The following is a 14,651-nucleotide window of genomic DNA, read 5'->3' on the forward strand; positions in this document are numbered from 1 at the left end:
CGGAGGTGCATCATGACGCTCTTTTCCCCGTTAACGCTCCCAGTCCCGGCCAAACAGCTGCGTTGTGAAGACGACACACCGGTATGTTGGCTGTTGAGCCAATATCTGCTCAATGAATTTCAGTATGCCCTGCTGCATGAGCCAGGCATACTCGAGGATCGTGATCCTGAGTATCTGCATCAGTATCGGGTCAGCCTGCGCCGCTGTCGTTCCATGCTGGCTATTTTCGCCGTCGTTTATCCGCCTCAGGCCGTCACAAAACTCAGACAGCAGCTTAAAGTGATGATGGAACCCAGTGGATTGTTGCGAGACTTAGATGTGTTTACTGATCCCGATTCACACCCGGAATCGTTGAGCACAATACTCAGTGAGCTGCTGCCTGTTGTGACCGCCAAACGGAGCAGAGTATTTCAGCGTTTTTCACATTGGATCGAGAGTGATGAGTACCAGCATATCACGCAGCAGATTTTTACCCGTTTCATCGATTGTGCTCAGCACCCGACTCAAGCCGGTTTGAAAAGTTTGCATTCTGTCGCTGCTTATCACCTCGAAAAACAGACTCGGAAACTGCTGAAATCCAGCCGCCGAATCAAGCCCGGCAGCACAGACGAAGAGATTCATAAACTGCGGATTGGTTGTAAGAAATTACGTTACCTGAATGACTTTTGCCGCGCTGTGGGGATAACCACTGCAGAGCAGTCATTGATTGAACAAGCTCAGCTAAAACATTGGCAGAGCGAATTGGGAAAATTTAACGATACTTCAAGTCAGTTACATTTTTGTCTGACCCATCTCTCGCCACTGCAGACAAACACAAAGACCGTCCAAGCTGTTGACGCCTTTGTTAAACACAGCCGGGAACAGCATCACGCCAGCAAGCAGCAGGTACTGAACAATATCGCCACATTGGTAAAACGCGGAACAAAAAAGGCAGCGCATTAAATGCCTGATAACCTTCACCTTCGTAATACCCACTTCAGAGGTGTTTATTCAGGCTGGCCATCGTGCGGATTGTTCGTCACACCACACACCTGACTCGGCGGGCCGCCAAATAACTTGCCAAAGGCAGTGATAAAGTTGGCGGTATGCTGATATCCGGCCATGAGTGCAGCTTGCTGAATCGAAATCGCCTCCTGTTCCAGCAAAATCTTAGTCTGGTGCAGTTTCCGTTCACGCAGGTATCGCTGCAGACTCATCCCAAGCTCTTTGCGCGCGATACGCTGCAAAGTGGACACACTCATCCCCAGCTCAGATGCCATCTCAACCAATGACATTTCGTCCACCTGCTTTTGACGCAGGAATATCTTGAGTCGGGTCGATTGTGGCTTGGGTTGTGGTTCGCTGAGTAATGGCTGATGCTTCATATTAAGCAGAAGATTTTCCCACACCGCCAGGGTGAATGCCTCTCGCATCAAAGCCTCTGCCTGGTTATGACTATTGGTCAGATTCAGCACCTCCGCCATCTGCCCCAGATGAGGGGGTAAAGACCAGTCAAAACGACTCAGGTGCTGGCAAAAACTACGTTCAAAACCTTGTCGCTTCGCACCTGAAAGCTGTTTGTCCAACCATTCCGTAGACAGAGACAGCACGATGCTGCGGCTGCGCACATGCGCTTTCGCCGCACCCTGGACAGAATCCGGTCGTGCATAGAATATGGCCGTCGCCTGGATAGGATCAGAACGGTGGTAACGGCAACTCCTCAGACGATGAACATCGCCGTATGTCATCAGGGCTTTACTTTCCAAGGGAATAGCAATGATCAGCTGCGGCGTGAGCTGGCGTTGCGTGGCAAAATCCGCCTTATGCACAATGTCTTTGTTGTGAAACAGGATTCCCTGCTGCATTTTCAGATTTTCGACTCTGCCGGTAAACAGCCCGCGTTGTCGCGCACTGGTATCTTTAACCACGCTATCCATCATCGCTTTATCCAATCCACCATCATCACTTTGACCATTTCAAAAAATAAAATGAACAATCCGCAAAATTCCTGCCGGATACTGAGTGATATATTAACGCCGACAAAAACAAATGAAAATGATTATCATATCGCTTTAAGGAGTTAATATTCATGGTTGTCGCTAATACTACTCATCTGCGCCCTTTAGCCATCGCGGTCAGTCTTGCACTTGGTGTGTCTGCATCTCCATCGCTTTTCGCCCAAGAGCACCACAACACCGGACAGGAGAACTACACCGGACAGGAAAACCACACCGAAGCAGCGGAATCATCTTCTAAAGAGATCCTCGTGGTATACGGTAACCCCCTGTACGGTATGGCCTCTTCTGAAGAGACGGGTGGTTATGGTGTTGATTCAGCGACAGTCGGAACCAAAACACCAGCGGCACTGCGCGATATCCCTCAGTCCATCACGGTGCTGACCAATGACTACATTGAAGAGCGGAATTTTGTTGCGGTCGACGACCTGGCCAAATATACCCCCCGGGTTACGTACCATGGTGAATGACAGCGGACGCTCGTCCATCTTCTCGCGCGGCTATGAATACGATGAAGTCAATTTGAATGGCTTACCGGCACCGATGCAAAGTAAATACGGCACTCTGCCTGCGCTGGCTGCTGTAGACCGGGTAGAAATCATGCGCGGCCCCTCTGGTTTATTTAACAGTACCAGCGAACTGGGTGGTGTGATCAACATGGTTCTCAAGCGCCCCACCGAAGAATTCAGTGGTTCAGTGACGGCACGTTACGGCAGCTGGGACCGTCATTATCTCGAAGCGGATGTGGGTGGTTCACTGAATGACTCAGGCAGCGTACGCGGGCGCATGGTTGTCGCTAATGCCGATATTAAAAACCAGGTCGATGACAACGACAATGACAACGGCACCTATTACGGTACTCTGGAGTTTGATCTGACGGATCGCACCCTGCTCTCTGTCTACGCTCAGCATCAAACCAAAGACATTGTGCCCACCAATGGTCTGCCTGCCTACAGTGATGGTTCTATGCTCGATATTAGCCGTACGACCTACCTGGGAGCGGATGACGACAACTTTCATGCTGATACCACAGATGTCGGCTTTTCTTTACAGCACGCTTTTAGCAATGGCGGTGTCGGTCAGATTTCTGCGCGCTATATGGATCATGACATGTCCCTGGAGCAAACTTACACCAACGGCGCCGTTGATGAAGACGGTAACACCGGATTGATGTTCAGCGCGCAAGCTAACCAGCAAAAAAACACGTCTCTCGACATCAACTACAGCCAGATGTTTGATCTGTTTGGGCTACACAGCGAAATGGTCGTGGGCAGTGATTACAAACGCTATGAATCCGATGTACAAAGCTACACCAACCGCAGCATCGCCTCAATTAACGTGTTTAATTATGACCCGGCCAGTGTCACTAAACCGACTTACCGCTACAGCAAAAATGTCCATTCCGAGTCTTCCGAGATCGGTTTATATGGCAAGGTGACCTGGCGTTTGCTGGAACCTCTGGCGGTCATTACCGGCGCCCGGGTATCCTGGTACGATCTGGAAACGGTGAATACTGTCATCAGCACCGGGGCTGACACCAAACAGGAAGACGATTTCAACGCTAAGCTGACCCCTTACGCTGGCGTAGTTTATGACCTCAACGATCAGCATTCTGTGTACGCCAGTTATTCCAAGGTCTTTAAACCACAGACCAGCCAAAATGAAAATGGCGACATGCTGAAACCGCGAGAGGGCCATCAGTGGGAAACCGGTATCAAATCGGCCTTGCTTGACGGCCGCCTGAATACCCGTGCCTCGCTGTTCCTGATGAAAGACAATAATATTGCCGCGCAAGCCTATGATGACAGTGGTGTGGCAATCAGCAACACCTACTGGGCTACCGGAAAAGTCGAAACACAAGGCATAGAACTTGAAGCGACCGGTTACCTGACCGATAACTGGATGACAATGACCGGCTATACCTATACCGACATTAATGAAAAGTCAGGCGATCACAACGGTAAGTTTGATGCCATACCGCACCATTCATTGTCATTGTGGACTGACTACCACCTGGCTGACTGGATCCCGGGCTTACACATCGGTGGTGGTATGACCGCGCTGAGCAACTACTCGTTCAGCAAGAGCGGAGTCACCACACATCAGGCTGGTTACGCGATCTTTGATGCTGCCCTGCGTTATGATATCACCGACAACATGCAGGCAACGCTCAATGTTTACAACCTGTTTGATCGCGAATACTTCTACCGTGTCGGTTCTACCACGACATTCAATATGTATGGTGAGCCCGCTAATGTCATGGCTGGTTTTACCTACAAATTTAACTGATACCGATAAAGTCCTTTATTCAGCGACCCAGACACGCGGCGTGGCGGGGAATCTTCTGCCACGCTGTTTAGCATCAGTCTGGCCAAATGAGCGAGCGCCGATACACCATTATATGATGAAAAAACTACTGAGTACTCTGATCGCAATGTTGAGCTTCACGACAGCCCAGGCACAACCTGTAAATTATGCTTCGAGCCACACCCACCATTCATCCGTTCTGAATGAAGAACGCCAATACAGCGTTTATCTGCCCAAAGAATATGATTCACAGACCGGGCAGCACTTTCCGGTGCTTTATCTGCTGGATGGAGAGCAACACCTGCTAGAAGTTGCCGGTATCACCGATTCTTTGCGGGGAGGGCTCATGCCCGCGCTGCCCGCGATGATCATCGTCGCCATCCATAACACCGACCGAATGCGGGATTACACTCCCAGCCACACTCAAACGCTGCCTAATGGCCAGCCCGCAGGAAAAGCCTATGCTACCACTGGTGGTGGCGACAAATTTTTAACCTACCTCATCCGTGAGTTACGCCAGGAGATTGAACAGCAGTTTCGTACCACACGCCCAGCGTTGTTAGTCGGCCATTCTCTGGGTGGCTTGCTGGCCCTGGATGCGTTTACGCAAGATAATGATGCTTTTCAAGGAATTATCTCGATTGATGCCAGTCTGTGGTTTGATTTTCCCCGTCATAGCGAGCAACTGACGCAGCGGCTCAAACAGAAGCCGCACTTTCCGTCCTCGCTCTTTATCGCGATTGCTAATAATCCTTACACCCCGGGATTTGGCCGTTCCGAATTCCATCGTGACCAACTGCTGAAATTTGCCGATCAAATCCTGCAAGCCTCTGAGCAGAAACAACGCCAGACAGCACCTGAAAGAGATATCACCAGCCGCTATTATGCCGAAGAAGACCATCACTCCGTTTATCATCTGGCGGTTTATCATGGCCTGCAGTGGCTGTTTCGTGGTTATCGCCTTGATTTGAATCCGACGACATTTTCTCTCGAACGCGTCAGTGCAAACTACCAGTCTTTAAATCAGCGCTTTGGCAGCTCACTGAAGCCGGAGCGCAACCGATTGCAAGCTCTCGAACACAAAGCTCGCCTCTGGCCTCAGATGGACATTTCGGTACAGCAGACACAAGCGCTCCTGCAGCACTATTACCGGTAAGTGCCACTACCCGAACCGTGCTAATCGGGTCATGTCAGTCACCTGGCTGATTCCGGTTAGCACAACGCCCGGCGAAACAGAACCCCGGATAACAGAAAATGCGAAGTTAGCTTTGGACCACAGTTAAATCAGATTGGAATATTCACACCGGAATTTCAGGTATAAAAAAACCAGCGCTTGGCTGGTCGTCTGACGTTCAAGGAAAGAATGGAGGCGCGTCCCGGAGTCGAACCGAGGTCCACGGATTTGCAATCCGCTGCATGGCCACTCTGCCAACGCGCCTTACCTTGAACTTGCATCGGGCTCTCCCGCTGCGTTCGATGCACACTTTACGGATTGAGCCGGGAGAGTCAAACAAAAAAAATCATTTTCTTGTTTAGTTGCTGACAAATAAACCAAACTGAATATTTATACGGCAAAAATAGCGTCAATCACCGGGTATCACCATTTTTTCATCAATCGTCCGACCAGATTGGGATGATAGTGCCAACAGTGATCAAACATGCTCATCAACTCCGGGTTACCATATTTGGACAAACTAAGAGCATGAAAACGGTTTTTTCCGGCTTTCAGTCGTTTAACCTGGGCCAGAACCTCTTCATCCTGTTTAGGGGCGATGAAATCGGAAATCACCACCATATCGGCATTTTTATAACGACCACTGCTCATCAGCTCAATCGATTTGAGCATCACAGGCTCAAGGTCGGTGCCACCATGAAAGGCGTAACTAAGGAAGTCGCTCGCCTCACGCAGGCCATCCTGGCGCGTCAGTTCATAGGTAATATGCTCGGTCGAAAACAGCATCACATAACAATCGCGGTCTTCTGCCAGGGCAATCTGCATCAGAGCATAGGCCATCGCCTTCGCGCATTGCTCCGGGAAACCGTTCATAGAACCTGATGCATCCACACACACAATAAACGGCCCTTTCTCAATGTCAGCCTGCTGATTATCCGGACGATGCGCTTTGACTTTGCGTAACGTCCGGGACTTGCCCTGCATGCGATAGTTCATCAACCGCTTGTCGATTAAGTGCTTATAAAACACCACTTCCAGTTCCGGATAAGCCAGAAACAGCGTTTCGTTGGGCAGCAACTTATTGAGATCATCACTTTCGTGAATGCCGACAATATCATCGGTGGCTTCATCGGATTTCTCTTCCACCAATTGCAACTCTTCTGTCGGCGCCCGATTGAGATCCGGATCATCCACATCACTGGCCATTCGGCCCAGCTTCTCGGCAATGTCTTGCAGCCCTTGGTTCTTCTTGAGAAATTCCGCGTGCCGCTTCATCACAGACAGATCACCACGACTCAGTTTCGCCGACGCCATATCCCATAAACGGCCAACACTGCCGGCATCACCCGACTCCGTCACCTTATCCATGTTGCGCAGAGTTTCCATGCGCTGATAAAGGTCAGCCAGCAGTTTTTCCTTGTTCGCTTCCAGCTCCATCACCTGAGCTTGCTTAATCGCGTCCGTTAACGACTGATACCATTGATCGCAAAAATAGTGCGGGAACATCGGGTTGTGGATACCCTTGTTCTTTTCCAACAGACGACGGGCCGGCAAATAGAATGCAGAATGCCACTCCAGCTGTTTGACCACATCATTGATGCGCTCAAAAAACATCCCCTCATCCCAGTGAATCACTGCCTGGTAAAGAGAAAGCTCCTCCTGGAAGCGCTCAGTTTCACACACCCGCGTAATGCGCTTCTTAACGCTGCCACGCCATTTAAGCAGATGGTTTTTGACCGTGGATTTGACCCCGCGGCTTTCGGCCATCATCATTAATTGTGAACGACCCATTAAATCGTTGACGGCACTATCGATAATACCGGAGTCCGCAATCATTAGGGCCAGATTCAATCCGTCCACACCAAGCATAAGTCACCTACGAGAAAAACTGGTCGAGATTACGATAACGTAATACGCTCTTTTCACACTCCGTTTGTATGATTTCCAGTTGTTGTTGCAATTGCTGCAGGGTCGCTTCCATTGCGGTAGGCAGCTCGGGGTCAATAAAGTTGTGAGGCAACGCGCCATGGAACGTTGAACGCACTTTGCGCAGGTGATGTTCGGCGTCAGAAAGCTGTGCCATCGCCTGCTCTGCCTTACGCAGCCACTCCTGATAACGTTCATTGTCCAGCCCATGCTCTGTCACCAGAGAAACCAATACCGAGCGGTTGGCGATATCTTTAATGACCAGTTGATCGCCTGCATCGACATCAAAGCGCAGACGACACAAATTGGTATTCTGGTTCACATAGCCGTACACATCGCCGTGGCCATCTTTGATCACTCGCTCCAGTTCGTTTTTTGGCAGATAAACCCAGCGACTGTCGCCTTTCTCCGACTCGGATACCGACATATTGCTCTGCAGCAGCACCATTTTGACCAAGTCATAAGCCGCACCGATGCGATAGGTTTTAGCGCCGCGGATATCATAGTGATGGATCTGCTTTTTGATCAGGCCGGTCGAGGTCTCTGTCGACAAGTGCATACCAAAATCCGCTTCCAGTTCATCCTGGATAGAAGATAAATCTTCACGGCATAAGGTAATCTGTTGCTCGACCTGGGACTGGTCAAAGGCATGACGCAAGGCAAATTCACGAATCACATCACGTACCACATCACGGGACTCAGGACTGTTCCACAAACAGTCCTGCAACAGCAGCAAGTCAAGCGGATTGATGGCACTGCGACCGTTAAAAAAGGCGCTGGCTTTGAGTAGCTTGACCGCTTTTTTCCAGCGTCGATCGGACACATACATATCCATCTCAGCCAGATTGCTGCGTTCCACCGCCTGTTCGAGCAGTGTCTTAAGCTGATACAGCTTTTCAAATACGTCGTCACCCAGAGCAAGCTTGTCAAGCTGAGCCTGCCACTGATGATACTCTGCATCGGTAATCGCCAAGCCTGGCGGGATACTCGCTTCTTGCGGCGTACCGACCGTCAGCATGGATTTAAAATTCTGTTTATTTTGAATACGGTTAACAAACACTCGCACCAACATACGGTCATACAAGGCTTCAAGGCCGCTGTCTTCATCGGGCAATTCGTTGGATGCAGAGACCAGCAGACGCATCGGCACTTTCTCGATCTCATTACCATTTTTGAAGGTTTTCTCGTTAACGACCGTCAGCAAGGTATTCAAAATGGCCGGACCCGCTTTCCAGATCTCATCCAGAAAAACCACCTGCGAGGTCGGCAGATAACCGTCCGTCAGGCGTACGTAACGCCCGTTATCTTTCAATTCCTGAATACTCAGTGGCCCGAAGACTTCTTCCGGAGTCGAGAAACGTGTCATCAGGTATTCAAAATAACTGCTATTATCAAAGGCCTGAATGAGGCGCTTTGCTATCAGACTTTTGGCAATCCCCGGAGGACCAAGTAAAAAAACGCTTTCGCCGGACAGTGCAGCAAGCAGACATAGCTTGATGGTACCTTCACGTTCGTACACACCGTCAGACAGCGCTTTGGCCAGTTTATTGATGCGTTCGGAGAGCAACGCCTGTTGCGCGTGCGAGGCAGAAGAAGGATTGATCATTAAATCGCTCCACGGCGGGGTGAAAAAAGGGCATTTGAATTAATAAATTTATACATTTGTTATCATTTTGTTACAAGTTAAATTTCATTTCAACACGACTTTATATCAGATTCCTGCCTGCGGCCGTAATGCAGAATCAATGATTGCAGATATAACGTTCATAATCTGAACGAATACCCTATCAACGGCGAATAAGTGCCATCAAGTGTCGCACAATTGTATTTGGGTCCGAGCGAGAAGTAAGATAAGGTGAAGACCAAGCCGGAGATAACCTCTGGTTCGCGACTACCGGACACGAAGTACCCCCGCATGAGCAAAACCATACACAGCTGGAAAACTATTGCACTGACTGAAGAAGAGGTGCAGCTACCTAACGGACACACGATTACTCATACCACCATCGAACATCCCGGCGCAGCGGTTATTTTGCCCGTCACAGCCCAAAACAAGATCGTCCTGGTGCATCAATTTCGTCCGTCACTGAAAAAATGGTTGCTTGAGCTACCTGCCGGAACCATGGAGCGCGGTGAATGCTCACTGACCTGCGCGCACCGGGAACTGGAGGAAGAGACTGGCTACAGCGCAAACGAAATGATTGCACTTGGGTCCGTGACACCACTGGCTGGTTTTTGTGATGAAATCCAGTATTTGTACGTGGCGAAACAGCTAAGCAAAACCAATCGGCTGGGCTGTGATGAGGATGAAGTCATCGAAGTCGTCGAACTGTCGGTGCAGCAACTGGAACAGAAGATTATCAATGGTGACATCACCGACAGCAAAACCATCGCCTGTCTGAGCAAAGCCCGGCTGTGCGGCTATATTTGACCTAAAATGACGTATCTTAAAGACGCCCCCGCAGACCCGGAATAAACTTGGCTACAACCGACTGGGCGGATGAACCTTCTTATCGTGTAGCCTGTAATGCTTGCTGTTTAATAAAGCTTTGATTTCAGCAGCGGCTTCAATAAATAACTCATAATGGAGCGCCGGCTGCCCAGTATATCCACTTGGGCTATCATACCCGGCCGGATGGGCAGAGACTTTCCGTTGTGCTCTAGAAAGTTTTTGTCCGTGCGTACCAGAACCTGATAATAGTATTCTTTGCCTTTCGCGGTATCTTCTTCGATAGTGTCCGCGCTAATCTGCTCCAGCGTGCCAACCAGGTCACCATAGATGGTATAATCATAAGCAGTAATTTTTACTTGGGCCTTCATTCCCGGCGCCAGAAATGCGACATCTTTAGGCTTCACCCGTGCTTCAACCAGTAATTGATCTTCGATCGGCAGCACTTCCATAATTGATTCACCAGGCTGAACCACCCCACCTTTGCTGGTCACCAGGATATTATTGACCCGCCCTTTGACCGGCGAAATCAATTCAGTTCGTTTGAGTTGATCCTTACTCTGTATCTGGGTCTGCTGCAAAGCATCCAAATCCGCTTTTTTTGCGGTAAGCTCGGTATACGCATCCTGAATATAAGCATTCTCAACTTCGACCAAGCGCCCTCTCAGACTGGCAATATCCTTACGCAGGCGCAGTGCTTCGATTTCACTAACAGACTTACGAGCGACCATAGGTTCAATCAATGTCAGTTGCTGCTGTGATAATGCAATCTCTTCCCTTAAAGAGGCCACCGCTTGGTTTTTTTTGTCACGTCTGGCCCGGAACAATGAGCGCTCGGTACTCACTTCCGGGCTATTAATGTCCACTTCAGCAGGGAAGAAGATTTGATTTAAGCCCTTCACTTCGGATTCAAGCCGCGCGATTGATGCCCGCAACGAGCGAATCTGACTTTGTCCTTCCATAAATGCGGCGTAAAAACGGGTGTGATCAAGACGTACTAACACCTGACCAGCCGTTACCATTGTGCCCTCATTGACCAGTATTCGATCAATAATGCCCCCTTCCAGACTCTGAATCTTCTGCAGGCGGCTGACCGGAACGATGCGGCCGTCTCCGCGTACAACTTCATCGACTTCTGCCCAGCATGCCCAAACTACAAACACTACAACGCAAAATGTGCTGAACCATAATCCCGGTCGTACTGCCGGATGTAACCGGCCATAACGTTGTTCATCAAGCTCATGCAATATGGTCTGCTGAGGTAATTTTTTCGCCATTAACGCGCTTCCCCTACCGTACCGGTTTTACTGACTAACTGGTCCAGCGGACCATCCATGGTTACTTTTCCGTTCTGCAGTACCACACCCCGGTTACCCAGCGCGAGCATTGAACGCTTATGAGTAGACATGATCAGCGTGCGGCCTTGTAGCCAATTCTGCAGATGTTGAATCACTCTGGCTTCACTGGCCTGATCAAACGCCGCGGACGGCTCGTCCATCAGTACAATCGCCGGATCCTGCAGAAAAATTCTTGCCAGACCAATCGCCTGGCGCTGCCCGCCGGAAACACTGTGATTACCAACGATTGGCATATCCAGTCCAAGCGGATGAGCTCGAACCGCACTGCCCAACCCGGCAGCATCCAACACTTCAAATAGCTCTTCGTCGGCATGACGGGCACCATCCAGTAAGAGGTTATCTCGCAAAGAGCCATAAAACAGCGCTATATCCTGCGGAAGGTAACCAATCGCTTGCCGACGATCAGTCGGCTCTATCTGACCCAACGCCACATCATCTAACAGCAGGCGCCCAGCGGTGACATCGGTCATACCAGCCAGCAAACGCAACAAACTTGATTTCCCTGAGCCATTTCCCCCCAGCAGCATTACCCGGCTGCCTGCGGCGATTTCCAAACTGGCAATATCCAGCACTAAAGGCAAATCGTCTCCGTAACGAAATTGCAGATTTTCCAGCCGATAATGCCCTTTAAGATGAGGTTTTCTCGCAAACTGCCGTCCTTCAGGGCGTTCCACCGGTACTTGCATCAAAGCATCCAACCCTTCCAGCGCCACTTTGACATGCTGCCAGCGTACTAAAATGCCGGCGACCTGATTGACCGGAGCGATTGCTCTGGATGCCAGAATAGAACAGGCAATCAAGCCCCCGACGGTCAGATTACCTGCACTTATTTGAAACACACCAACAATGACAACTGCCGCATAACAAAGTTGCTGTACCATACCTGCTCCATACTGCAACAATGCAGACAGGCGACGAATTTTCTGCCCGTCATCCATCAACTCCGCCGACAGCAACTCCCATAACTGCAGATTGCGTCCTTCAGCACGCGTAGCTTTCACCGTTTCCAGATTATCTATGGTTTCCAGCAATAATCCGTGTTTGACAGCACCCTCACGTAAATTGGCACGTGACAACTGGCTGAGTTTCCCTTGCAGTAAGAGGCCCGGCAGCAACATCAGGGTAATCGCAACCACAGGCACCCAAGCGACAACGCCGCCAATATAAGCAATCAATACCACAAACATAAGCACAAAAGGCAGATCGCTGATAGTCGCAGCAGTTGAAGAGGTAAAGAACTCGCGCACGCTCTCAAACTCTCGTACTTGGCTGGTAAACGCCCCTGTCGAACCAGGTTTGGCTGAAAGACGAATCTGCATCACTCGTTCAAACAACAGAGATGAAAGATGCAGATCCAGCTTTTTCCCGGTGGAATCAAGTACCGCAGCACGCACCAATCGGAGAATGCACTCGAGGATGACCGCAATCACCACACCACTTGCCAATACAAACAAAGTTTCAAAGGCATCATTGGGGACGACTCGGTCGTAAACCTGAATCGCAAACAGCGCGGTCGAAACCGCCAGCATATTAGCCACCAGAGATGCGACACCCACTTCGAGATAAGCGCGCCAACCGCTTTTCAGCGGGCCAAATAACCAATGTTCACGAGTATCCTGTGCAAAGTCACCCGCACGGCCATCCTGGTGATAAACAGGTTTCGCAACGATAGCGGTACCGGAATACAGTGCCTGTAATTCATGCAGGGGCATCAACTGTTCACCGCCATCAGACTCGGGCAGCAATAATCGGGCCTGGTCATTTTTCCAGCCAACCAATAATAGTGTGGTATCATCAGTCAGCAATAGCAGCACCGGCAACAAGTGTCCGGTCAGGCTCTCCAGTTCAGCATCAAATACCCGTCCCTGAATGCCGGCACGATGTAACGCTCTGGGAACATACTCCAGCGGCAGTTTTCCCGCTTGCAGGGGTAAACCATCACCGAGTTCCGCACTATTGATTACACGGCCTAACTGAAAACAGAGTAATGATAACCCTTCTCGCAGAGGATCACGCTGCCGGGATTGAAACTGATAATGTTTTCCCGAACCTTGTGCCTGGCTTTGATGCAATTTGGTCACATGGCTCATGGTGTCAGACTCCGCTCAAGAGTACCGGTGATGAAAGGGGTCAATAGCCCCATATCAGTGGCAGCGCGATAAGGCAGACGTAAAAATTCGCTAGTTGCACTGACTTTTTGACTTTCCAGTTCATAGCCTTCCCTTTCAACACTGATCAATTCGTTAATGTTGCGCAAACCCGCAATAAATTGCTCCCGGTAGGCACTGCGGATTTGTGCAGTCTGCGCAACCTGCTCATCAAGGGCACGAACTCTTTGGGTTAACGCCAAGCGATTTTCACGCCATGATATGACATTGCGTTCCATCTCCCGACGCACCGCATCCATACGCCAACGCGCGGCTTCCAAAGCTTGCTGCTCCGCTTCTGCACGCTGAAACCCGGCCAGACCCTGCATGGTATCGAGACGTAGCCTCAACGCCAGGCCGGAGTCGTCTGTCATTCTGCTGCCAATCTCGCGCCGTTGAGTCGTAGCTTCTAATACCAGACGTGGCTTCAGGCGCGCTTTCGCTTGCTCGATATTGGCCTGGGCCAACGCCATCTCCTGTTCAGCCTGTAAAAATCGAGGTGAACGAGCTATAGCTCTGGCAAGGACTTGCGGCGATCGTAGACTGGCGAAAAAATCCGTACTGGCTTGCAGATCCGGCAAATTTTGCGGAGAGAGTTTAAGCAATAAACGAAACTGCTGTTCACTGTCACGTAAGCGGCCACTGATCAGCGCAAACTGCTCTTCCATATATCCCAGAGCTTGACGCATACGCCCGAGTTCGGCGTTGTCACTGTAGCCACCCTGAACCCGATCTTCGACCAACTCGAGAATCGATACCAATTGACTGTGATAAGTATCAATAACGGCCAAGTGTTGTCGGTCTGCCTGAACATCCAAACAAACTTCGATCACTTCGAGCGCGGCCTCATTGCGTGTCACCAGCAGTGCCTGGGCCTGCTCGAGTTGTTCTGACTGCGCTGCATCGACTTCACTGGCAACCCGCCCCCAATCGAATAACATCTGTGACAACACAATATCGTAGCCAAGCTCTCCGTCGAGACTGTTCTCCAGTCCTGCCGCCATCGACACTGACGGTAAATAACCGTTTTTCGCAATATCCACTTCCGTCAGCAGTTGCTGCGCACGGGCTGTTTCCGCCTGAACATCTGGATTTAGTCTTAACCCACGCTCAACCAACTGAGGCAAGGTCACCCCGGTATCTGCGTAATAAGCCCCCGGTTGAGAAGCAGCCGCATACTGTGTGCTGTCACTCAGAGCCATCGCAGAACCGGATATCACTATCATCAGTCCGGTGACCAACCCCACGCATTTTTTTCGTTTCGTCAACCACTCAGCCGTTAATTGAGGCCGAATA

The 14,651-nt window shown here is 50.3% G+C and carries 11 protein-coding genes and 1 tRNA gene; 5 read left to right on the forward strand and 7 right to left on the reverse strand.

Annotation, left to right across the window (positions count from 1 at the left end; genetic code table 11):
* Nucleotides 1-12: 12 nt before the first annotated feature.
* A complete protein-coding gene (locus tag KNV97_RS02695) occupies nt 13-942 on the forward strand; it encodes a CHAD domain-containing protein (RefSeq protein ID WP_218562063.1) in 930 nt (309 codons plus the stop codon).
* A gap of 44 nt (nt 943-986) precedes the next feature.
* Here KNV97_RS02695 and KNV97_RS02700 read toward each other — a convergent pair whose 3' ends face one another.
* On the reverse strand, nt 987-1,931 hold the full coding sequence (locus KNV97_RS02700) for a helix-turn-helix transcriptional regulator (protein ID WP_240798140.1): 945 nt from the start codon (nt 1,929-1,931) through the stop codon (nt 987-989).
* 137 nt (nt 1,932-2,068) lie between these two features.
* Between KNV97_RS02700 and KNV97_RS21850 the strand changes: the two genes are divergently transcribed.
* The 3 genes from KNV97_RS21850 to KNV97_RS02710 are packed head-to-tail and all read left to right on the forward strand — an operon-like array spanning nt 2,069 to nt 5,457.
* A complete protein-coding gene (locus KNV97_RS21850; protein ID WP_256611854.1) occupies nt 2,069-2,464 on the forward strand; it encodes a hypothetical protein in 396 nt (131 codons plus the stop codon).
* On the forward strand, nt 2,454-4,283 hold the full coding sequence (locus tag KNV97_RS02705) for a TonB-dependent siderophore receptor (RefSeq protein ID WP_256611855.1): 1,830 nt from the start codon (nt 2,454-2,456) through the stop codon (nt 4,281-4,283). The genes KNV97_RS21850 and KNV97_RS02705 overlap by 11 nt, the downstream gene beginning before the upstream one ends.
* Entirely contained in the window at nt 4,249-5,457 is a 1,209-nt protein-coding gene (locus KNV97_RS02710; protein ID WP_256611857.1) for an alpha/beta hydrolase, read from the forward strand. Before KNV97_RS02705 ends, KNV97_RS02710 begins: the two co-directional genes overlap by 35 nt.
* A 208-nt stretch (nt 5,458-5,665) precedes the next feature.
* Here KNV97_RS02710 and KNV97_RS02715 read toward each other — a convergent pair.
* From KNV97_RS02715 to KNV97_RS02725, 3 genes are all read right to left on the reverse strand, one after another.
* Nucleotides 5,666-5,739, reverse strand: a tRNA-Cys gene (locus KNV97_RS02715).
* A 159-nt stretch (nt 5,740-5,898) separates the two neighbouring features.
* Nucleotides 5,899-7,344 (reverse strand): ATPase RavA stimulator ViaA, encoded by a 1,446-nt coding sequence (viaA, locus tag KNV97_RS02720; protein ID WP_218562064.1) that lies wholly within the window; start codon nt 7,342-7,344, stop codon nt 5,899-5,901.
* A 7-nt stretch (nt 7,345-7,351) separates the two neighbouring features.
* Nucleotides 7,352-9,007, reverse strand: a complete 1,656-nt coding sequence (locus tag KNV97_RS02725; RefSeq protein ID WP_136483949.1) for an ATPase RavA domain-containing protein — start codon at nt 9,005-9,007, stop codon at nt 7,352-7,354.
* 309 nt (nt 9,008-9,316) lie between these two features.
* Between KNV97_RS02725 and KNV97_RS02730 the strand changes: the two genes are divergently transcribed.
* Nucleotides 9,317-9,832: an NUDIX hydrolase gene (locus KNV97_RS02730; protein ID WP_218562065.1), complete on the forward strand. Its 516-nt coding sequence runs from the start codon at nt 9,317-9,319 to the stop codon at nt 9,830-9,832.
* A gap of 107 nt (nt 9,833-9,939) precedes the next feature.
* On the opposite strand, the gene KNV97_RS02735 is transcribed toward KNV97_RS02730, so the two are convergent.
* From KNV97_RS02735 to KNV97_RS02745, 3 genes are read right to left on the reverse strand one after another with little or no spacing between them, the layout of a single operon-like run.
* Complete coding sequence (locus KNV97_RS02735; RefSeq protein WP_218562066.1) at nt 9,940-11,127, reverse strand: HlyD family efflux transporter periplasmic adaptor subunit; 1,188 nt, start codon at nt 11,125-11,127, stop codon at nt 9,940-9,942.
* Nucleotides 11,127-13,298, reverse strand: a complete 2,172-nt coding sequence (locus tag KNV97_RS02740) for a type I secretion system permease/ATPase (protein ID WP_218562067.1) — start codon at nt 13,296-13,298, stop codon at nt 11,127-11,129. The genes KNV97_RS02735 and KNV97_RS02740 overlap by 1 nt, the downstream gene beginning before the upstream one ends.
* Nucleotides 13,295-14,623: a TolC family protein gene (locus KNV97_RS02745; RefSeq protein ID WP_218562068.1), complete on the reverse strand. Its 1,329-nt coding sequence runs from the start codon at nt 14,621-14,623 to the stop codon at nt 13,295-13,297. The genes KNV97_RS02740 and KNV97_RS02745 overlap by 4 nt, the downstream gene beginning before the upstream one ends.
* Nucleotides 14,624-14,651: the final 28 nt, after the last annotated feature.

Origin of the sequence: Vibrio ostreae (assembly GCF_019226825.1) — a bacterium.
Classification (GTDB): Bacteria; Pseudomonadota; Gammaproteobacteria; order Enterobacterales; family Vibrionaceae; genus Vibrio; species Vibrio ostreae.